Origin of the sequence: Winogradskyella ouciana, assembly GCF_009709615.1 — a bacterium.
Taxonomy (GTDB): domain Bacteria; phylum Bacteroidota; class Bacteroidia; order Flavobacteriales; family Flavobacteriaceae; genus Winogradskyella; species Winogradskyella ouciana.
Window position 1 is genome coordinate 528036 of sequence record NZ_WJYA01000004.1, and the last position, 22774, is coordinate 550809.

Annotated in this window: 20 protein-coding genes; 18 read left to right on the forward strand and 2 right to left on the reverse strand. The window is 35.7% G+C overall.

Annotation, left to right across the window (positions count from 1 at the left end; translation table 11 throughout):
• The 5 genes from F1003_RS06290 (at position 1) to F1003_RS06310 (ending at position 4749) form a co-directional block, all read left to right on the forward strand.
• Complete coding sequence (locus tag F1003_RS06290) at positions 1 to 795, forward strand: class I SAM-dependent methyltransferase (protein ID WP_155088357.1); 795 nt, start codon at positions 1 to 3, stop codon at positions 793 to 795.
• A 250-nt stretch (positions 796 to 1045) separates the two neighbouring features.
• A complete protein-coding gene (locus tag F1003_RS17175; RefSeq protein ID WP_162306909.1) occupies positions 1046 to 1453 on the forward strand; it encodes an acyltransferase in 408 nt (135 codons plus the stop codon).
• Positions 1446 to 2582: a glycosyltransferase family 4 protein gene (locus F1003_RS06300; RefSeq protein ID WP_155088359.1), complete on the forward strand. Its 1137-nt coding sequence runs from the start codon at positions 1446 to 1448 to the stop codon at positions 2580 to 2582. Before F1003_RS17175 ends, F1003_RS06300 begins: the two co-directional genes overlap by 8 nt.
• Positions 2579 to 3661, forward strand: coding sequence for a glycosyltransferase family 4 protein (locus tag F1003_RS06305; protein WP_155088360.1), 1083 nt, complete (start codon positions 2579 to 2581; stop codon positions 3659 to 3661). Before F1003_RS06300 ends, F1003_RS06305 begins: the two co-directional genes overlap by 4 nt.
• Positions 3658 to 4749, forward strand: coding sequence for a glycosyltransferase (locus F1003_RS06310; RefSeq protein ID WP_155088361.1), 1092 nt, complete (start codon positions 3658 to 3660; stop codon positions 4747 to 4749). The genes F1003_RS06305 and F1003_RS06310 overlap by 4 nt, the downstream gene beginning before the upstream one ends.
• Here F1003_RS06310 and F1003_RS16565 read toward each other — a convergent pair.
• Positions 4742 to 4927 (reverse strand): hypothetical protein, encoded by a 186-nt coding sequence (locus F1003_RS16565; RefSeq protein ID WP_162306910.1) that lies wholly within the window; start codon positions 4925 to 4927, stop codon positions 4742 to 4744. The two genes, F1003_RS06310 and F1003_RS16565, sit on opposite strands and share 8 nt — an antisense overlap.
• A gap of 91 nt (positions 4928 to 5018) precedes the next feature.
• Here F1003_RS16565 and F1003_RS06315 point away from each other — a divergent pair, with 91 nt between their 5' ends.
• From F1003_RS06315 to F1003_RS06375, 13 genes are all read left to right on the forward strand, one after another.
• Positions 5019 to 5903: a glycosyltransferase family 4 protein gene (locus F1003_RS06315; RefSeq protein WP_162306911.1), complete on the forward strand. Its 885-nt coding sequence runs from the start codon at positions 5019 to 5021 to the stop codon at positions 5901 to 5903.
• Positions 5904 to 7802: an asparagine synthase (glutamine-hydrolyzing) gene (gene asnB, locus F1003_RS06320; RefSeq protein ID WP_155088363.1), complete on the forward strand. Its 1899-nt coding sequence runs from the start codon at positions 5904 to 5906 to the stop codon at positions 7800 to 7802. It begins immediately after the preceding gene.
• Between the two features lie 3 nt (positions 7803 to 7805).
• A complete protein-coding gene (locus tag F1003_RS06325; protein WP_155088364.1) occupies positions 7806 to 8264 on the forward strand; it encodes an acyltransferase in 459 nt (152 codons plus the stop codon).
• A gap of 29 nt (positions 8265 to 8293) precedes the next feature.
• Entirely contained in the window at positions 8294 to 9493 is a 1200-nt protein-coding gene (locus F1003_RS06330; RefSeq protein WP_162306912.1) for an O-antigen ligase family protein, read from the forward strand.
• Complete coding sequence (locus tag F1003_RS06335; RefSeq protein WP_155088366.1) at positions 9494 to 11632, forward strand: Gfo/Idh/MocA family oxidoreductase; 2139 nt, start codon at positions 9494 to 9496, stop codon at positions 11630 to 11632.
• 1040 nt (positions 11633 to 12672) lie between these two features.
• Positions 12673 to 12978 (forward strand): GIY-YIG nuclease family protein, encoded by a 306-nt coding sequence (locus F1003_RS06340; RefSeq protein ID WP_155088367.1) that lies wholly within the window; start codon positions 12673 to 12675, stop codon positions 12976 to 12978.
• Between the two features lie 700 nt (positions 12979 to 13678).
• Positions 13679 to 14878: a delta-aminolevulinic acid dehydratase gene (locus F1003_RS06345; protein WP_155088368.1), complete on the forward strand. Its 1200-nt coding sequence runs from the start codon at positions 13679 to 13681 to the stop codon at positions 14876 to 14878.
• The gene (locus F1003_RS06350) at positions 14875 to 15573 is read left to right on the forward strand and encodes a WecB/TagA/CpsF family glycosyltransferase (protein WP_155088369.1); all 699 of its coding nucleotides are present in this window, start codon (positions 14875 to 14877) and stop codon (positions 15571 to 15573) included. Before F1003_RS06345 ends, F1003_RS06350 begins: the two co-directional genes overlap by 4 nt.
• Positions 15574 to 15766: 193 nt before the next feature.
• On the forward strand, positions 15767 to 16870 hold the full coding sequence (wecB, locus tag F1003_RS06355; protein ID WP_155088370.1) for a non-hydrolyzing UDP-N-acetylglucosamine 2-epimerase: 1104 nt from the start codon (positions 15767 to 15769) through the stop codon (positions 16868 to 16870).
• Positions 16871 to 16927: 57 nt separating this feature from the next.
• Positions 16928 to 18016 carry an MraY family glycosyltransferase gene (locus tag F1003_RS06360; RefSeq protein ID WP_155088371.1) on the forward strand — a complete coding sequence of 363 codons (1089 nt, stop codon included), beginning with the start codon at positions 16928 to 16930 and terminating at the stop codon, positions 18014 to 18016.
• A 171-nt stretch (positions 18017 to 18187) separates the two neighbouring features.
• Entirely contained in the window at positions 18188 to 18874 is a 687-nt protein-coding gene (locus F1003_RS06365) for a polysaccharide biosynthesis/export family protein (RefSeq protein ID WP_235898281.1), read from the forward strand.
• A gap of 3 nt (positions 18875 to 18877) precedes the next feature.
• On the forward strand, positions 18878 to 21214 hold the full coding sequence (locus tag F1003_RS06370; RefSeq protein WP_155088373.1) for a GumC family protein: 2337 nt from the start codon (positions 18878 to 18880) through the stop codon (positions 21212 to 21214).
• 93 nt (positions 21215 to 21307) lie between these two features.
• Positions 21308 to 21727, forward strand: coding sequence for a CBS domain-containing protein (locus tag F1003_RS06375; RefSeq protein ID WP_155088374.1), 420 nt, complete (start codon positions 21308 to 21310; stop codon positions 21725 to 21727).
• 24 nt (positions 21728 to 21751) lie between these two features.
• Here F1003_RS06375 and rpe read toward each other — a convergent pair whose 3' ends face one another.
• Entirely contained in the window at positions 21752 to 22414 is a 663-nt protein-coding gene (rpe, locus tag F1003_RS06380; protein ID WP_155088375.1) for a ribulose-phosphate 3-epimerase, read from the reverse strand.
• Between the last annotated feature and the right edge of the window lie 360 nt (positions 22415 to 22774).

Genomic DNA, 22774 nt, shown 5'->3' on the forward strand with positions numbered 1-22774 from the left:
ATGAAGTCATATAAAAAAATAAATACAGGTAAATTAGCAGAATATGATAGTAATAATGCAGATAATGCTGAGTTCTGGTCACAACATTGGAGTAAGCAGTCAGTTAAATTGGCTCTAAAAAAAGCTGAAAAGGGTTATTTAGGAGGCACTAAATATATTCTAAAACATATAAAACCAAAAGACAAAGTTTTAGAGGCAGGTTGTGGTAAAGGGCAAATTGTGGCAGCTTTAGACCATCGCGGTATAGATATAGTTGGGTTGGATTTTTCCGAAGATATAATTGAAGAAATAAAGGAGTATAGACCTGATTTAAAAGTTCAAACAGGCGATATTCGCAATTTACCTTTTAAGGATAATGAGTTTTCGGTATACTTGTCTTTTGGGGTCATTGAACATTTTAATAATCCTATAGAAGTCACTAAAATAATTAATGAAGCTAAAAGAGTAACGTCTAGTCTTATTTACATAAGTGTCCCATATTTTTCTCCAGCTTTAAAACAAAAAGTAAGAAGCTTAAATAAAACAAACTCGGCTTCCGATAAGTTTTATCAATATTATTTTGATAAACAAGAAATAGAAAATTTATTATACATGCACGGGCTCAAAGTAAATGCCATTTCGTATTATGCGACTTATATAGGCTTAAAAAGATATAATAAGGTGTTTAAAAACCTCTTTAAACTTTATGTTTTTCGAGCTTTGGTGATGAGAACCAGAAGCTTAATAAATTTAATTTTTGGAAAAAAATATGCTCATATGATTGGGCTGTGGACTTATGAAATTGACGATAAATAACTGTCAATATCATCTGTAATTAAATTTTTAATTAGTAGACAAGGTCATATCTAATTTTTTTCAGTTTTCAAATATTTTATTGTAGCTTATTATATTAATATTGTTTTTAAATAAATAAATTGAATCAAACACGCTTCTTATGAGAAATTTTTTTGGTGTCATTTACTATCTTTTTGCACGTCACCTGCCTCATTATACAATGTTTTACTCCCTAGGGCTTTATAAGATACGATATTTTGTTGCTAGCAGAATGCTGAAAAAATGTGGGTTAAGAAACAAATTTGGACAACGTGCTTTAATAGGTTCGGGAGAGAATATATCTATAGGTAACGATTCCAGTATAGGAAAAGATTGTGTTATCAACTATGTAAATATTGGGAGCAATGTTATGATGGGAGATAGGGTTATTTTTTATGCATCAAATCATAAATTTGATAATCTTAAAATACCTATGACAAAGCAAGGCATGGAAAAGCCCAGGATGCTTAATATAGATGATGATGTGTGGTTAGGTGCTTTTTCAATTATTCTTCCATCGTGTCATTATATTGGTCAAGGTGCTATAATAGGAGCAGGGTCGGTAGTAACAAAGGATGTTCCTCCTTATGCTATTGTTGGTGGAAATCCAGCTAAGATTTTAAAGTATAGAAATGAATAAATCAGGATCAATTTTTTGTTTTGTTCAACTATACCATATTTCAGAACAAGGTGGTGGAGCTGAAGTACAGTCGAATTATCTTGCTGCAGAATTGGCTAGAAGAGGATGTGTTGTGCATTATATTTGCAAAACAATTAACCCTGACAAAATCGGTACAGTATCAAAGATTAATGGTACTATTATACACTGGATTGAAAATAGACCAACACATTCTAAATCCAGCATAAAGGAAATTTACAAAATCCTCCAAATTGTTAATCCAGAATATATTATAGAGCGAATGTCATCGGCATTTGGACTAGCCATAATTAAATATAGGCAAAAATACAATTGCAAATATATTTGGATATGTACAGATAATCATTCGGCTCTGAAGTATAAAAATGTCATTCAAACATATCAAAAATTAAATTTAATTAAGTTCAGTTATGCGCTAAGGAAAAGTATATATACAGATTTAATACGACAAAAAGCAATTAGGATATGTGATTATGTATTCATTCAAAACAAGGTCCAGAAGAGTTTGATTCAAAAGAATTTTAATAAGAAAGCTTTTAATATGATTTCTGGTCATCCCTTATCAAAATCTATTACCTCAATCTCTGAAAGACTTCAAGATAAAGTTGTTTTATGGTGTGCTAATCTTGGTAAACACAAACGTCCAGAATTATTTGTAGCACTAGCGAGTCAAATGCAACATACTAATTTGAAGTTTGTAATGGTGGGAGGACACAGTGATAAATCTTATGTGAAAAAGTTGTTCGCAAATAAACCTCATAATCTAATTGTTACCGGTCAGCTCTCATTCAGTAAGGCATTGGATTATTTTAATTCAGCTTTTTTGTTGGTCAATACTTCTATTTCTGAAGGTTTTTCTAATACGTATATACAAGCATGGCTAAGAGGTGTGCCAACATTAGTCTTCGGGGCAGACCCAAATGACGTAATGGTTCAAAACGAAATTGGTTATAACGTCCACAATATTAAAGAAGCTGAGAACAACATACTAAGTTTGTTAAATAATGAAATTTTATATAAAATGATAGCATCTAACGCCTATAACTATGCTAAACATAACCATAGTATAAAAACAATGACTGATAACTTTTTAAAATCCATTAACAATTGAAAATCTTGCATTGTATCAACAATCCACATATAGGTGGTATAGAACGTTTGGTTATTGAACTTGCTATAGAGCAAAAATCTAAAGGCTTAGATGTATCTATAATGTTAGATACTACAAAAGGACAATATTATGATTATTTGGAGAAGCAAGGTATACCTATTTTAATTTCAGGCCTTAAAGGTGGCTATGATATTAATTACACAACTTACCAAAATTTAAAATCTGATTTTGGTAATTTCGCTATTGTACACTTGCACAACTTTTCACTAGCTAGGTGTTTTGCTACGTTAATGGCTACATCAAAAGTGGTATATACAATGCACGGTTTATCGAAAGGAGTTAGGCAAGAGAATAAGGTTAAAATGTTTTTCCGAGAATCAATAAAAAAGTGGTTATTAAATAAAGTCGATGTTTTAGTAGCAAATTCAAAATATACTTTAGATTTAGCTAAACAACATTATAAAATTAGGAGTTCAAATAGTATGGTGATTCTCAACGGTATAAAATTGCCATCCGATGTAAAAAACAAAAAAATAAATGAAGAACAGTTATTCTCAATCGGGTTAGTGTCAAGGTTTACCAATAGAAAAAAAATTGACCGTTTAGTTATTGCTTTCAAAAAATTTTTAGAAAAGGGTGGTAAAGGTAAACTCACACTGGTGGGCGATGGAGATACATTTAACCAAATAAAAGACCTTGCAATCAGTCTAAAACTCGAAGAATCAGTAGAGATGGTAGGATATCAATCCGACGTCCAAAATTATTATAATATGTTTGATGTCTGTGTATTTCCTTCTCAGGCAGAGCCTTTCGGCTTGGTTGCGGTTGAAGCTTATTTACATGGGATACCAGTAATTGCATTTGAAGATTCAGGAGGGTTAAGGGAGGTAGTGGCTCCTCTAGAGCCAGAAAATATTGTCAAAAACTTAGAGGAACTCGCTGAGCGTTTGTTGTTCTGTTCAATCAATCCTAGATATATTATGGACAATAAAAGACAGCGCATAGAATATGCCCAGAAGAATTTTAGTGTTCAACGGATGGAAAGAGAATATCACACAGTTTATAAATCTTTAGTATGATAAATATACTGTGGTTAGCTCCTAACTTTAATCATTATAAGGCCAGATTTTTAAATCACTTGGCAAAAGAACCCAAAATACAGTTGAATGTAATGTGTGGCACTGGTCGTAAAGGTATGGGTGATAAGATGATTAAGGCAGATTGGGACTTTGAATTAACTGAACTGAATATTGATAAATTAAAATTCGGAACATCAAAGGTTGTACGTAAGAGATTAAAAATGATATTTTCTCAGTTTGATTGGATAATGATTCCAGCTGAAAAGAAAAATTTGCTATTATTTTTATATATCTTATATCTCAAAAAACAACATCCAAACATTAGGTTGTTTTCGTATAACCATCCTCTTTTAAAATCTCAATCGAAATTGTGGAAACCACTTAATAAGTTGCTTACTAAACTTTTTTACAGCTGTTTGGATAAGGTTGTTTTTTACACAGAGCAAAGTTGTGCATGGGCAGTTAATCATAACCTTGTGAATAAAAAAAATGCCTTCTGGGCCAATAACACCCTAGATAATAACGAAATAGATAAATATTATAATTTTAAATTACCACCTATTACCGAGACTAGAATCTTATTTCTTGGAAGATTAATTTCATCAAAAAAAATAGATGTTGCTATAGAATATTTTTTTAGGCTTAAAAAACATCTTCCTAATCTTATATTAGAAATCATTGGTGACGGCCCAGAAAACGAAATAGTTAAACAAGTAGTCAAGAAAGATGACAATATCATATGGCACGGCACTTTAGTGAATGAATCTGAAATTGCACCAATAATGGAGCGTATAAGCGCAGTGTTTGTGCCTGGTTTATCAGGGCTTTCTATTAATCATGCTTTATTATATGGGCGGCCTTATATTACACTTTCCTCTGAGGACCATGGGCCAGAAATTTCATATATTGATAATGGCATAAATGGTTATGTGCTTACGTACCATGAAAAGGATAATTTACAAATAATAACCAAAGTTCTTAATAATCGAGAGCATTTAGAATTGCTTTGCAAAAATGCAAAGCTTAAAGGGAAAACCCTTTCTATAGAAAATTGGGTAAGTCAAATAAGAAACAGTTTATTTAAATGAGTGATACACATAAACCTAAAATATTATTTGTAGCTCCACTACCTCCTCCATATGCAGGTCCAGAAACCTCCGCAAAACTGTTCTTGGAATCAGCAGTATCCAAAACTTTTGAGATCACCTCCTTAAATACAAATTTTAGAACTTCTAATTCGCAAAAGGGAAAATTTGATTGGCACATGGTTTTGGTTTTTTTTAAACTGAACTGGAGATTAATTCGGAAATTAACTAGTAATAGACCCCACATAGTTTATTATTATGTCACTGCCACTATGTTAGGGTGGATCGGAAAAGACATCTGGGTCATTCTAATTTCAAAACTTCTAGGTGCTAAAGTGGTCATACATATGCGTGCTGGGCATTTTCGAAGAAACTATGAACAATCGAATAAAGTATTTAAGACTATTATAAAGTGGGTTCTTAACCGTACGGATTATAACTTAGCCCAGTCTCCATCTTTAGCTAAACAGTACAGAGGGCTGGTTAAAGATGAATCAAAAATAGATTACGTCTATAATATGATTGATTCGGAAAAGTACTTCTCAAATAATTCTGAGTATAATCAAAACAAGATCTTTTTCCTTGGCCACTTGAGTCATGCCAAAGGGTATTGCGACATTTTAAAAGTAATTCCCGAGGTGGTTAGAGAATTTCCTGATACCATGTTTTGTTTTGCAGGCACAATGATAGTCGAAGAACGCAATGTGTTTTTTAATGAAGTTGATGGTACAGCAATAAACTATACAAACCCTAATATGGTTTATAAAAATCATATTGAAAATAAATATGATAGAAATTACATGTACTTAGGGAAACTGAACGAAAAGGAAAAAATAGAATGGTTAAATAAAAGTAATATCTTTATTTTACCGTCCTATTCGGAGGGGTTTTCAATGTCAGTGCTCGAGGCCATCGCTATGGCTAAACCGATAATAACAACGCCTGTTGGCGCATTAAAAGATGTTTTAATACCTAATGAAAATGCGGTGTTAGTACATCCTGGTGATATAGAAGCAATTAAAGATGCTATATTAAAAATTCTAAGAGATAAATCGTTTAGGAAGCAATTAGCCGATAATAATAAAATCTTAAGAAAGGATTTTACGGTGGAGGTAAATTCTCAAAAGTATAAGAATCTCTTTAAAAAATTGATATAAATGTGTGGATATGTAGGATATGTTAATTTTGGCAATGAAGAGTTACTTAATAGAGCTACACAGGTAATTGCCCATAGAGGACCAGATAATCAATCCGTATTTTGGGACACTAATCAAAGAATTGGATTAGGTCATAGAAGATTGTCAATTATAGATCTCAGTAACCAATCAAATCAACCGTTCTGGAATGAAGATAAAAGCCTAGTCATTGCCTATAACGGCGAAATTTTCAATTATTTGGAAATTAGAAAGGAATTACAAAATAAGGGGTTTGGTTTTAGAACGAATAGCGATACGGAAGTGTTATTGAAAGGCTATGAGTATTTTGGAGAGTCAATTTTAAATAGACTCAACGGTATGTTTTCTTTTGTAATCTATAATGCAAAAACAAAAAGCTTTTTTGCAGCAAGGGACCATTTAGGCATAAAACCATTGTACTTCTATCATAATAATCAGTCGTTAATTGTAGCTTCGGAAATTAAGTCGATAATTGCATCCATTGATTACGTCGAACCTGACTATAAGGCTTTATCAACACCAATTCACTTTCAGACAGCTCCAGAAACAGGTTTTAAAAACATCAAAAAACTAGAACCAGGTTGTTCTATGCTTTTCAAAAATGGGGAGCTCAAAATCAAGCGTTTCTGGCAAATCGAAGTCAACGAGTCTGACAAGAAAACATTTAATGAAAAAGTAGAAGAGTTAGATGGATTATTACAAGATTCTGTAAAAAAACAGATGTTATCCGATGTTCCAATCGGTGTGTTGTTGAGTGGTGGTTTAGATTCTTCATTAATTGCGGCACTAATGCAGAAGGGCACATCTAAAAATGTAAATTCTTTCACCATTAAAATGGGCGCAAACGATTTAAAGAAACAAGGGATCGTGGATGATAGTTTTTATGCAAAGCAAGTAGCTGAAGATTTTGGATTTATTCATAAAGAAATTCATATTACCCCAAATATCATTGAATTATTGCCCAAAATGGTATATCATTTAGAGGAAATATTGGTCGATCCTGCTGCTATTAACACATATTTAATTTCAGATCTGGCTAAACAAGCGGGAATTCCTGTTCTTTTAAGTGGTATTGGAGCTGATGAAATATTTGGTGGTTATCGGATTCATAGGGCGATGTCAGCATTTAATCAATGGGGGCCTTTAATCAATAATAAACTAGTAAAGCGCACTAGTGCAATAGCTAAGAATACCCCAGAGAGCCTATTTATGATACCAAAAAAGTACACCAGATGGTTCAAAAAGATATGTTTTTTGCTGAGTATTGACCAAGATAGACGACATATATTTGCAAAGGACGCAGCGTTTGTTCCTAGTGAATGGAAAAAAGCATTCACATCTGATTTTAATTTCTACGACTTAAATTACCCTAGCCGAGAAGTAGAAATTTTTAGACAACAGGATGCCGAATATCTAAATAAGTTATGTTTGTCAGATGCATTATTATATTTGCCCAATCATAATTTAAATTATTTGGATAAATCTATGATGGCAGCTAGTATAGAAGGAAGACCACCTTTGATTGATTATAGAATAGTTGAGTTCGCATTTCGCTGCACGAGTAGCGATAAAATAAATAATGGACAACAAAAGTATATTTTGAAGGAGGTTTCTAAGAGATATCTCAAAGCGAATATTATCAATCGGCCTAAAGCTCCTTTCGCTGCTCCATTACGAAGTTGGTTAAAAACAGATTTAAAGGAAATGGTTTTTGATTTGGTAACTGAGAAAAATATAAAGAAAAGAGGTGTTTATAATTATGATTATATAGAAAAAATACTCAAACAGCATTATAGCGATTCAGCAGATCATTCACAATTCCTATTCCGGCTATTGATGACTGAGCTATGGTTTAATACCTTTTTTGATAATAAAATTTAAGCAATGAAAACCTTAATTAGATTTTTAATACATTATTTAGGAAACATAATACGGTTTATTCGGCTTTCTTTGTTACGATTATCAGGTGCCACTATTGGTAAAAACACCATGATTAGTATGGGAGCCAAAATCGATACCAGAAGGGGTAAAATTACTATAGGAGATCATTGTTTAATTACCCATGGCTGCTATATTCTATCTCATGACGGAGCGGCTCACGTAATCAATCCAAGCGATTTAGGTTCTGGTTTCGTCGATATAGGCAACCATGTGTTTATTGGGGTAAATACGGTTGTGATGCGAAATGTGTCTATAGGCGATCATGCCATTATTGGTGCGGGTTCGGTGGTAAATAAAGATATTCCCGAAGGAGCTATTGCAGCTGGAAACCCTGTTAAAATATTGAAGTACTTAGAAAAACCTTTTAGACCTTTACCTAAAAAGCACACTAATTTAGAATGATTTTTGTACCTATTATAGTCTATTTGGCAATGATTGTAGCAAAACTTAGAAAGGGTTTATTTGCCTCTTTTTTAGTTTTGGTGGCAACTAAATCCATTGTGGACGCATTCTGGGATTATAAACTGGGTGTATTATCATTAATGTCCGTGCAAGGAATTCTTTTGCCATTCTTATTTTATCCGCTTTTTTCAAAGTTTAATTATTTGCCTAAATATTGGGCGAGATACGCAAAGACTTACATATTTGCATTATCTGTTGGACTAATTTGGGTAATAGCAGTAGAGCCATTAGCATTTGTTGAAACCTTATTCCTTAATGCAAATATATTTTTAGGGTTTCTGCTTATGCCCCTATTGATTAATTCCAAGAAACGTTTAAAAAAAATGCTAATTGCCATGATGGTTTGTGGCATATTCCCAATTCTGGTGAGTATATATCAATTACAGACAGGTATAGTTTTTCGAGAAAGGGAAACTGTGGGTTTAATAAGGTATGTAGGTTTTTATCACGATGCATTCCCTGTAAGGTTTTATGGTCTTACCACCCTCCTGAGCATATTAATTTATCAGTCTGTTTTTAAAGTTAGAAAGATTTACTTTAAATTATTTTTAATTGCTCTGGCGGGTTCAGCGTTTATATCTATATATGTGGTATTTAGTAAGGCAGCAGTCGGTATTTTAGGCTTATGGATTGTATTACTATTGCTGTTTTCAAACTCAAGAATAAAACAGGGCTTCTCAATACTAATAGGAATTTTAGTAATAATTCTGGTTTTTGGAGATGTGGTATCAGACAATATAGAACAATTGTTTAGTAAAGAAGTTGGTTATCAGAAAGGTGAGGTCAAAGACGCCAGATATACCTTGGCAGGCCGCGGTTATTTATGGCAGAAATATTGGAGGTTCTTTGCTAATGAACAGTCTTCATTTTTTCAATGGTTAGGTGATGGTGTTTCCAGACCTACACATAACGAATTTATAAGAGTATTACTGATGAATGGGATCATTGGGCTTTTGGCTTTGTGCGTATTTTTAATAAAATCATTGATTAAAACTTTTAAAATACACAAAACTCTGCGAGTTTACGCTTTAATGTTGTTTGGGATGTATTTTATTGACAGTATAGGATTAGTTCCAGGATCATATTATTATTATAATATTTTAGTTTGGGGTATCTTTGGGCTATTATTATTAAGGCCTCAATTATTTATAAATCACAATACAATTTAAATGCAACAACTCACACAAAAACTAGGTTCTGGTGACATGGTCATACAAGAAGTACCTTACCCACAACTGGGTAAAGGCATGGTTATTGTAAAGAATCATTATTCCATTATCAGTGCAGGTACGGAAGGCTCAACGGTTGTTGCGGCAAGAAAAAGCTTAATCGGCAAGGCAAAAGAACGACCACAGCAAGTTAAGCAAGTCATAGACACCTTAAAAAAACAAGGGCCAATACAGACCTACCGTGCCGTAATGAAGAAATTGGACGCCTACTCACCACTGGGTTACAGTTGCGCTGGCGAAGTTATAGAAGTAGGAGAAGGGGTAACGGAATTCCAAATTGGCGATAAAGTAGCTTGTGCTGGTGCTGGTTATGCCAACCATGCTGAAATTGTATCAATTCCAGTTAACCTTTGCGTCAAATTAGATGACAACGCAAATCTTAAGGATGCCGCCTACAATACCCTTGGTGCCATTTCCATGCAAGGAGTACGTCAGGCAGATCTAAGACTGGGAGAATCCTGTGTCATTATAGGGCTTGGATTATTAGGGCAACTGGCTGCACTGATATTAAAAGCGTCTGGTGTTACCGTTATTGGTATAGATGTGTCAGAAGCAGCAGTCAACCAAGCGATTGAAAATAAAGTGGTCGATTTAGGGTTGACCAGAAATGCTGCAGGAGTTGAAGAACAAATTCTAAATGCCACACAAGGCCATGGAGCGGATGCGGTCATTATTGCAGCGGCTACAGATAGTTTAGATCCTATTAATTTTGCTGGCGCCATAGCACGCAAAAAAGGTAAAGTTGTTGTATTGGGTGCAATACCCACAGGTTTTGATCGCGATCCTTTTTGGTACAGAAAAGAACTGGAATTGAAAATGGCCTGTTCCTACGGTCCAGGACGTTACGATTTAAACTACGAGGAAAAAGGCATCGATTACCCATTACCTTATGTGCGCTGGACAGAGAAGCGCAACATGGAAGCGTTTCAGAAGTTATTGGCGACCAAACGTATTCATATCGATTACTTAACTACCCACGAGTTTGATTTCGATAATGCAAAAGATGCTTTTGATTTAGTAGTGTCTAAATCCGAACCATTCACGGGAATTGCCTTAAAATACAATACAGACAAACAAGCGACCAAGTCAAAAATAGCAACAGCAGCAACCGATAAACTCGGAAAAATAAACATTTCATTTATCGGCGCGGGAAGCTATGCCCAAGGGAATCTCTTACCCAACATTCCTGAAAGTGCTGAAGTGGGCAGAGTAGGAGTGTTAACCAATACTGGAACCACCTCTAAACGTGTGGCCGAAAAGTTCAAGTTTCAATTCTGCGCAACGGAAGAAGCAGACGTATTGGATGATAAAACCAATACCGTATTTGTGGCAACACGTCACGACTCCCATGGGGCTTATGTTTTAAAAAGCCTAGAAGCCAATAAAAATGTCTTTGTTGAAAAGCCTTTGTGTTTATTGGAGTCGGAATTAGAAGACATTATTGAAGCACAATCCAAAGCCAATAAAGCGGTAATGGTCGGCTTCAATAGACGATTTTCGCCGTTGACAGCCAAACTAAAAAAGGCGGTGGGCAATAATCCCATGACCATGATCTACAGAATTAATGCTGGGTCTATACCGAAAGATAACTGGATTCAAGATGCTGAAATAGGCGGTGGCAGAGTTTTAGGGGAAGTATGCCATTTTATTGATTACTTAACCTACCTCAACGGCAGTTTGCCAATAAAGATTTCAGCGTCTGCATTACCAGATGCCAATCAGTTGAATGATACACTCAATATTTTAATTCAGTTCGAAAATGGGTCTTCTGGTGTCATCGGTTACTATGCCAACGGTTCTAAAGCCATGACTAAGGAGTATGTTGAGGTGTTTTCGGCAGGAATGTCAGCAACATTGGATGATTTTAAAGTATTGAGAATCTACGGAAAAGGAAAACCCAAAAAGAAAAAATTGCTCAATCAGAATAAAGGACAAAAAGAAATGGTCGCGGCATTTGTAAATGGTTTACTTAACGATGGTAACGCGCCAATCTCTTTTCAAGAGATAGTTGCGGTAACTAAAGCGTCGTTTAAAGTTCTGGAATCTATAAAATTAGGAGGGCAACAAGTTGATGTTTAAGTCTTCTGTCCTTCAGGGTACCATGTCATTCAGAACGAAAGCGAAGAATCTCTTTAAGAATAATACGCTCTATTTATCAAACACAGATTCTTCAGTCACTGCGTTCCTTCTGAATGACAAGTAATATCGGAGCATTGTGTTTTTAAGAGCGTTATGTCATTCACAGCACATTGTCATTCAGAGCGAAAGCGAAGAATCCCTTTAAGAATAACACGCTCTATTTATCAAACACAGACTCTTCAGTCACTGCGTTCCTTCTGAATGACAAGTAATATCGGAGCATTGTGTTTTTAAGAGCGTTATGTCATTCACAGCACATTGTCATTCAGAGCGAAAGCGAAGAATCCCTTTAAGAATAACACGCTCTATTTATCAAACACAGACTCTTCAGTCACTGCGTTCCTTCTGAATGACAAGTAATATCGGAGCATTGTGTTTTTAAGAGCGTTATGTCATTCACAGCATATTGTCATTCAGAGCGAAAGCGAAGAATCTCTTTAAGAATAACACGCCCTATTTATCAAACACAGACTCTTCAGTCACTGCGTTCCTTCTGAATGACAAGTAACTTAGGAGCACTATGTCATTCAGAGCGAAAGCGAAGAATCTCTTTAAGAATAACACGCTCTATTTATCAAACACAGACTCTTCAGTCACTGCGTTCCTTCTGAATGACAAGTAATATAGGAGCATTGTGTTTCTAAGAGCGTTATGTCATTCCCAGCATATTGTCATTCAGAGCGAAAGCGAAGAATCTCTTCTAGAATAACACGCTCTTATAACTAAACACAGATTTGGGGCATTATGTTCTTCAGAGCACTATGTCATTCAGAGCGAAAGCGAAGAATCTCTTTAAGAATAACACGCTCTATTTATCAAACACAGATTCTTCAGTCACTGCGTTCCTTCTGATTGACAAGTAACATAGGAGCACTATGTCATTCAGAGCGCAGCGAAGAATCCTCAAAAAACAATAATGTTAAATTTCACTATATTTCATAAGTATAACAAACAGCATAAAGGCGATCCGGTAAAATGAAATGAAAACATTAGGGAGTCACAATTATTACGTTTACATCCTAACCAACAAAAATAAAACGGTTTTATACACGGGAGTAACAAACAACCTTAAAGAAAGGTTATATGCACATAACCACCCAGAGCCTTTCTCAAAAGCATTTACCGCAAAATACAAATGTTACTATTTAATTTACTACAAGCACTTTTTTGACATAGAAGAAGCCATTCGCATGGAAAAGGTCGTAAAAGGAAAAAGCCGACATAAAAAAGAAAAACTTATTACCGAATTTAACCCGAGTTGGAAATTTTTAAATGATGATCTGTAGTAGGTTACTTAGGACAATGTATTTTTAAGAGCACACTGTCATTCAGAGCAAACTGTCATTCAGAGCTGTCAGGCTGAGCTTGTCGAAGTCGCAGCGAAGAATCTCTTGAAGCACAATAATAATTTAAATAAAATTATCATTCAAAGCACAATGTCATTCAGAGCGAAAGCGAAGAATCTCTTCTAGAAAAACATTCTCTTATTATCATACAAAGATTCTTCAGTCACTGCGTTCCTTCTGAATGACAAGTACATTAAGAGCATTTCTGTCATTCAGAGCACCTTTGTCATTCAGAGCTATCAGGCTGAGCTTGTCGAAGTCACAGCGAAGAATCTCTTTTTAGAATAACACGCTCTATTTACCAAACAAAGATTCTTCAGTCACTGCGTTCCTTCTGAATGACAAGTGACTTTGGAGCATTATGACATCCAGAGCACTATGTCATTCAGAGCTGCTTGGCTGAGCATTCCTGCACTGAGCACAGTCGAAGTGTAGAAATCGCTGTGCAGGAACATCAAAAACCCCATCAACAATAGTGGAAACCACTTACTTTCAGATTCATGTATTAATAATGCGCCAATCAATCTGAATCATTTTAAAACCAAAAAAATCAATAAACACTACCCCATTAAAAAGAAAGACCCTAAATTTGACCCGTGCAATACATACCATTCAATCTACCTACTAAAACACATGCGCCTTGCCATCACCAAATTTCAAAAAAAGCTTTCAAAAATTAAAAACCTATTGCGAATCCGAAGATTTCAAAGGTTGGGACCCTTATGACGGGATGAATTCCAAAATCTTTCAGGCACTACCACTGAAACATTGGGATTTAGCGCGTTTGGCCTGGATACAAGGCTTCAAGCGTAGCCCAATTAATTTCAGAAAAGCGTTGCTAGTCCCGAAGGAGCACAATTCTAAAGGTATAGCTTTATTTTTATTGGGCTACTGTAGGCTATACCAAGCAACCTTAAAAGGAAACAAGGACTTTGGCTCTAAAGCCGAGCAACTAAAACAGATTAAATACATTACCCAATTGCTTTTAAATATGAAAGTAGAAGGCTTTTCTGGGGCTTGTTGGGGCTACAATTTCGATTGGCAGGCAAGACGATTGTTCTTGTTCAAAAAAAACACACCAACGGTAGTGGCTACTGCGTTTGCTGTAGAGGCACTTGTGGAGAGTTATAAAATAACCAAAGACCCTCAAGTTCTGGAGGTGATTAAATCTTCAGCCCATTTTGTCCTCAAGGACTTATCTAGAACCCCACATAAAGATGGGTTTCTGTTTTCATACAGCATTAAGGATGGAAACAATACCGTAATCAATGCCTCGCTTTTGGGAGCAAAGATTCTAAGTTTGGTATATGGCTTTACAAAAGAGGAATCCTATAAAGACTTGGCGGCAAAGGCTGTGAAAACGGCATGTCAATTGCAAAACGAAGATGGCTCCTGGATTTATGGATTGCTGCCTGTACAGTCATGGATAGATAGTTTTCATACAGGATTCAATCTAGATGCGATAGAAACTTACCAACAACAAACCGAAGATAAAACCTTTCAAAAATATACTGACAAAGGGTGGACATATTATGTCGAAAATTTCTTTGAAGCAGATGGGAAGCCAAAATATTACCATAATAAAACCTATCCTATAGATATACATTGCCCAGCTCAGGTCATTGTAACGGCATCAAAATTAAACCAGTTCAAAACTCATAAAGAACTGCTTGAAAAAACCTTAAACTGGACCATGGATAACATGCAATCCAAAAAAGGCTATTTTTACTATCAGGTAAAAAAAGGAATGAGCTCCAAAATCTCATATATGCGTTGGAGTAATGCTTTTATGTTTAATGCCATGGCACATTATTATTTAGAATCTCAAGGTGACGTATGAAATCAGAAACTTTAAATGGTGTCATAACCTATGCTCCCAATTCTAGGGATGAGCTCATAGACTTTGCCGTAAAACATCAAAAGATTTTGGTAGCGGTTAATGCCGAAAAAATATTACATGCCACCGACGAAAGTAGAGCCATAATAAATAGAAACCTGGGCTACCCAGATGGCATCGGAGCAGTTTGGGCCTTGCACAAGAAAGGGCATAAAGAAGTGGTGAAAATTCCAGGATGTGAGCTATGGCTCGATATGGTTAAAAAGCACCACAACGACAAATCCTTTTACCTCGTGGGCGCTAAACAGGAAGTAATAGAAGCTACGGTAAAGCAATTAAAATCAGAATATCAAGGTATACATATATGTAACTATAGAGATGGGTATATAAAGACTGATGAAGAAGAAAGAAGCCTAATTGAGGATATAAAAAATCAGCAACCCGATATGGTGTTTGTGGCGATGGGCTCGCCAAGACAAGAACTGTTAATGGAGCGCATGCAAAAACAACATCATGCCGTTTATCAAGGCTTAGGAGGTAGTTTCGATGTCTACACGGGTAACGTAAAACGCGCTCCACAGTGGTGGGTAAATAATAATCTAGAATGGACTTACAGACTCATCAACCAACCCACAAGAATAAAACGTCAAATACACTTGGTTAGGTTTTTTATTAATTTAATTTTGGGGAAGTATTAACGAGTACTAGTATATGATATATGTAAGACAGATGAGATTGGGGCAGTTAAGATAGAGCTCCTTCGGATCTCCCTCGGGTATGCGTCGGGTCTCCGTCGGGTCATAAGCGTGTCTTAAGCGTGTCATATTCGTGTCAGCTATCGATTTTTCTTACAAAAATTAAAGAATAATTCAAATAAAGCGAAATTAGTATATGTATAAAATCACCATAATTGCTGGAGCAAGACCTAACTTTATGAAGATTGCACCAATTATTCATGCCATTGAAGCGGCAAAAGAAAAAGGTGAAAAATTGGAGTACCGATTAGTCCACACAGGGCAGCATTACGATAAAAACATGTCAGGAAGCTTCTTTGAGCAATTGGGTATCCCTGAACCTCATGTCAATCTAGAGTGCAGTGGTGGAACTCAGGCTGAGCAAACAGCGGCTATCCTAATACATTTTGAAAAGGAACTCATGGCTAACCCTGCGGATTTGGTGTTAGTAGTTGGCGACGTCACCTCTACCATGGCCTGCGCCTTGGTGGCACAGAAGCTGCATACCAAAGTAGCACACGTAGAAGCGGGTATAAGGTCTGATGATTGGACCATGCCAGAAGAGATTAACCGCTTAGTCACCGATAGTATTACCAATTACTTTTTCACAACCTCAGAATTGGCCAATGAAAACTTATTGAATAGTGGTGCAGATGGTAATGCAATTTTCTACGTAGGTAACACCATGATAGATACCCTTGTAAAACAGAGACCAAATTTCAGGGCTCCCAAAGTATGGTCAGACTTAGAGTTAAAACCGCAATCCTATATTGTAATGACACTTCATCGCCCAGCAAATGTGGATGAAGAAAGTCAGCTCAAAGCAATGATAGACGAAATTATTGCGCATAGTAAAAACGTACCATTAATTTTTCCTATGCACCCAAGAACCGCTAAGATATTTTCCAGGTTAAAAATAGAACATCCTAGACTGCATATAGTAGAGCCTCTAAGTTATCTCGAATTCAATTATTTAGTAGAACGTGCCAAAGCTGTCATTACCGATTCTGGTGGTATTACTGAAGAAGCCTCTATTATGAACGTACCATGTATGACGCTTCGTGATAATACCGAACGACCAGAGACCATTACCTTAGGCACCAACGAATTGGTGGGCACTAACCCAAAAGCTATTAAGAAGCACTTGGATAAGCTATTTAAGAACCAATGGAAAGAAGGCAAACCGATACCACTATGGGATGGTAAAACAGCAAAAAGAATTGTTGATATCATTTTGGAAGTGAACCAAAATAAGGAATAACTCAACTTTTAATTTGTATCTTAGCAAACCCCCTAAGATGTTTTCAATATCTGTGATATGATAAAAACATTACTCGAAAACTTTTCTCCAGAAAATAATGCTACAGTATGGTTAATATGTGCCTTTGTGTTAGCGTTTATCATTGCTTATCAAACGTTCCCCACGATTTTGTATGTCGCTAAGGCCAAACATTTAATGGATGAGCCTGATAGTAGAAGCTTACATTCAAATAATACTCCCACACTTGGGGGAATAGGCATTTTTCTAAGCTTAATTGTCTTAATGACTATTGTTGGTGCATTTCTAAATACAAAAGTGCTACTCTTGGTCATGGGAGGCTTAACTATTCTGTTTTTCCTTGGGCTAAAAGATGATTTAACGGTGCTTTCTGCCAGTAAAAAACTTGTTGGTCAGTTGTTTGCGGCACTGTTGTTAATCGTTTTTACCGATACGCGTATTATTGGGTTTTCGAGCATATTGGAGGTTGACACACTACCGTATTGGGTGTCAATAGGCTTTACGCTATTTGTTTATATTCTTATTATCAATGCCTATAATCTTATTGACGGTGTAGATGGTTTGGCAGGGACCATAGCATTTTGTGCTAGTGGAATTTTTGTATATCTGTTTGTAAATTCGGAGGATTTAAGTTTGGCGACCATTGCTATTGCGCTATGTGGTGCCTTAATTGCGTTCTTGAGGTTAAATTTTTCAAAAGAAGATAAGATTTTTATGGGTGATACAGGTTCGATGATTGTTGGGTTTTTATTGGCATTCTTCACCATAAGTTTTATTAATATGGCACAGGTAGATGAAACTTCAAACTACTACAGGGCCTCGCCAGCTTTGGCATTTGCATTGTTGTTCTATCCATTGATTGATACTTTACGCATTTTTTTTATAAGAATAGTGATTCATAAAACAAACCCATTTAAGGCGGACAAAAACCACATCCACCATAAGTTCATCCAAAGCGGTTACAATCATGTTATGACCACATTTATAATTTGTGGCATTAATGTATTAATCGTTGGAATTGCTTTCAATCTGTTGCACCTCAATCTCAATACACAAATTATTTGTTTGTTACTTTATGGGTGTGCATTATACACCTTACCGTTCTTACTTAAAAAATTAGTGACTTAACTTAATTTGTAACAATTAGAACTTTAAATAGTGATTAGGCTTTTGCAAGTCCTTTAAATGCAGTTATATTTGCTTAACATACGAGAACTTTATTTGATGAAAAGAAACCTTATATTTTTTTTAGTGCTGATACTGGTCAGTTCCTGTGCTTCCAAAAAAGAAGTGCTTTATATGCAAGACGCCAAGACGGAGGGCAATGGTAACGTAAACTATAGCACAGCTACGATTCAACCTAATGATATTCTTAAAATTACTGTGGAGACTCTCGTCCCTGAAGCAGCAATACCCTACAATAAAACCAGTTCTCAAGGTAACCAACCTCAGAGTATGCAATTACTTCAATTAGATGGTTATCTGGTGTCATTAGATAATACCATAAAGTTTCCGGTGCTCGGAGACATTTCTACAAAAAATCAAACGACGAAAGAGTTGGAAGCATCTATAAGGGAGCAATTAGTTTCGGGGGGCCATTTATTAAACCCAACAGTAAATGTACGTCTTGTTAATGCTAAGGTCACTATATTGGGTGAAGTCAACCAACCGGGCACCTTTAGTTTTACGGAACAGAATATTACCATATTGCAAGCCTTAGGGTATGCAGGGGATCTTACTATTAACGGTAAACGTGATGATATATTAATAACAAGAGAAATTGATGGCGTTAGAAAGGTATCGCATATAGACCTGACGTCGGCAGCATTTATGAATAGTGAATATTATTTCATAAGACCCAATGATGTTATTGTTGTAAACCCTAATACCCCTAAGGTGAAAAGTGCTGGCTTTGTTGGAGATGTAGGTACCATACTTACCATTGCCTCTTTGGCACTTAGTATAACCATTTTATTGTCGCGATAACCTATGGAAAATCAGTTAAATAATAACTTTACTTTTAACGAAGAGGAGAGCTTAGATTTAAAACAGGAGATTAGACGTTACCTAAGGTATTGGCCTTGGTTTGTCTTAGCGCTGGCTGTGGCTCTTATCAGCGCTTATGTCTATTTACGATATGCTCCTAGAATTTACGAAACCTATGCAAAAATTAAAATACTGGATGAGTCCGAGGGCTTAGAGATACCGACGTCTGCATTTGTTTTTAACCGCAGTAATATTAACCTGGAGAATGAAATAGAAATTATTACCTCATACCTCATCATGGAGCGTGTGGTGAGGGAATTAGATCTAAACACCAGCTTTTATGAAGTAGGCACCATTCAAACCTCACAGATTGCTGAGTTACCGCTCAATTTTGAACAACGCATTCAACCAGATAGCATTGGATCTAGCTTTTCGTATAAATTAACTGTAGACGATAGTGGGTTTTTGGTTACCAATCTAAAAACAGAAAAGTCCTTTAATTTTAAAGACCATACTACCTATAACTCAAATCATAATTTACCCTTTAACGTTGAGTTAAAGAATACGACCTCGTTTACTGAGGTGAACAACAAGGAGTTTATTATAAACTTTAGCCCTATAAAACATACGGCTTTGGGGTTAAAAAATAAAATTAAGGTAGAGGCCATTGGAGATCGCAGTGACTTACTACGATTAATAATAAAAGGAGAAAGTAAGGATTTGTCTGAGAAGATTATAAACACCTTAATGGATGTTTTTAATAAGGATGGTATAGACGACAGACAGTTGGTGTATCAGCGTACGGTTGATTTTATCGATGCCCGCTTTGTGTTTTTAGCCAAAGAACTGGATTCCATAGAAATTGATCAAGAGACGTTTAAGCAAAACAATAATATCGTTGATATTGCTACGGATGCAGAAGTGGGACTGGAGCAAAGAGTACAGTCTGAAGAAGAACTCTTTAAGTTGCAGAATCAATTGACCCTATCTCAATTACTGGAAAACTCCTTACAGGCAAATACAGAATCTGATTTGCTTCCTGCTAATATCGGTTTGGAAAATGCAGGTATAAATACCTTAATATCAAACTATAATATCGCAGTTATCAATAGGGATCGATTAAAAAACAGCGCTGGTGCCAACAACCCTTCGGTAAAATTAGCAGAGAGCCAGGTCAATGATCTTAAGGCTAACATCAATAGATCACTGAGAACCTATACCAATCAATTAGACGCATCGCTACGTCAACTGAAAAATAGAAACCAGAAGTTTGCCGGTAGAGTTTCACAGATACCAGAACAAGAAAGATTATTTAAAGCAATACAACGCCAACAAAAAATTAAAGAAAGTTTATATCTTTTATTGCTTCAAAAACGTGAGGAGGCTGCTATAAATTTAGCAATAACAGAACCTTCTATAAAAATTGTTGAGAAAGCATTATCTGGATCTACTCCTATTTCGCCAAAGCCCAATATAGTATATGCTGGAGCCATTTTAGGTGGTTTGCTTATTCCGTTTGGAATATTGTATCTCATGTTTATGTTTGACACAAAGTTGCATGGAAAAGAAGATATTACCAAATTGTCTTCAAAAATCCCAGTGATTGGAGAGATACCAGATTTAAAGAAGAAAAAGGATATTATTTTCACCGATCCAAATGATCGTTCTGCACTTGCGGAATCCTTTAGAATATTGAGTTCTAATGTAGACTATATTCTGCCAATTAAGAATGGCGAGAAAGGGAAAGTGATTTATTGTACTTCAACCATTAAGGGAGAGGGTAAAACTTATGTAAGTCTTAATTTATCGTTGGCTTTGTCCAGTATAAATAAAAAAGTACTACTGATAGGCGCCGATTTAAGAAACCCACAAATCCATACGCATATTCATGTAGATAAGCAAAAATCAGGATTGTCTAACTATCTGCATGATATTAATTATAATTGGAAAGACTCATTAATAAATGGTTTTGAAAAGCATCCTAATCATCATATCATTTTATCTGGAAGCATACCACCTAATCCAGCACATTTATTGACAAATGGCCGTTTTAAAAAGCTCATTGAAGAGGCTAAAGAAGAATATGATTATATAGTAGTTGATACGGCACCTACAATTTTAGTCACGGATACCATGCTGATTTCACAATTGGCTGATGCAACGATTTATTTGGCAAGGGCTAATTACACTGAAAAAAATCTATTAAAATTCTCTAAGGAGCTGTCCGAAAGTGGTAAGATAAAGAATATGGCCTACGTTATTAATAGCGTTGGCGCTAGTAAATCTTATGGCTATGGCTACAATTACGGCTATAATTATGGCTATGGCGCTAAGACCTAATTATAGGTCATAAGTCCTTATCGCTATGACATTTATCATATAATTTATGGTTTTGAATAGGTAACTTTATTCTGAATTAAAAACCTAGAAATCATGAGACAAAGAATACCTGTAAGCACTATAATGTCAAAGCATCTTATAGCACTTAATAGAAGCGACGATTTGGAGTATGCCGAAATGTTATTTAAACGTCATAAAATAAGACATATTCCTGTAGTGTCTGGAGAAATTATTGTGGGTATACTAAGCTATACCGACCTATTAAGAATCAGTTTCGCGGATGCTGTTGATGAGTCTGAAAGTGAAGTCGATACTTTGGTTTACAATATGTTTACTATAGATCAGGTTATGGCTAAGAATGTTGTTACTGTAAACTCCCAGACCTCAATCAAGGAAGTGGCAAAAATTTTGGCGACAAGAGAATTTCATGCATTGCCAGTAGTCGATGATGGTATATTGGTAGGCATGGTAACAACCACGGATTTAATCAATTATTTAATTGATCAATATTGAAAAAAGCGCCATTGGGCGCTTTTTTTATGAATTGGCTAAATCTTTTAAGGTTGCAATGGTTGCCGTTGGGTCATCACTTTTAAAAACATGGCTGCCAGCCACGAAAGTATCTGCACCTGCTTCGACCAACTTTTGTATGTTCTTGTCTGTTACACCACCATCAACTTCTATACGTGTGTCTAGGCCCTGTGCGTCTATCATTGCACGAAGCTTTTTAATACGTTGATAGGTAACATCTTCAAATTTTTGTCCTCCAAACCCTGGGTTTATAGACATTAATAAAATCATATAGCATTCTGGCAAAATATCTTCTAAAACGCTTATTGGCGTAGTAATGTTTAAAACAATACCAGCTTTACAACCTGTATCCTTAATTTGTCTAAGCGTTCTGTGTAGGTGTACTGTAGATTCATAATGAACTGTAATGATATCAGCGCCACAATTAGCGAATTCCTCAATGTAGCGTTCTGGCTTTTCAATCATTAAGTGAACATCCAAAGGCTTGGTGGCATGTTTTTTTATAGCTTGTATAACTGGCATTCCATAAGAAATGTTTGGTACAAAATGTCCATCCATAACATCAATATGAAACCAATCTGCCTCACTGTTGTTTACCATTTCTGTATCACGTTGCAAATTGCCAAAATCGGCAGCTAGCATGGAAGGAGCGATTAGTTTTGAAGCCATTGTAAGTTGTGTTGTTTTAGTTTGTGCAAAGGTAAATAAATTATGGAGGTCTTGGTGGAATAAATTTAAATCGTTGCTTTTTTAAGCACGAAGCACGAAGCACGAAGCACGAAGCACGAAGCACGTTGACTAGGTTTTCTCGCGAAGAATCAAAGTGCTTTATCAAAAAAGGTTATGAATGGTAGAGTCCCGTCCCTCTGGGAGTGATTTAGGGATAGCTGTAAAAAGTGAACCCACGGTAATCAGCCGTGGGTTCTTTCATCAATCAAAAAACGAACAGTTATGTTTTGTAACTGTTGTTACCTTTATTAGGTTGGTCGTTAAATATACAAAATCCTAACCTAATTATATTGTTTAGGT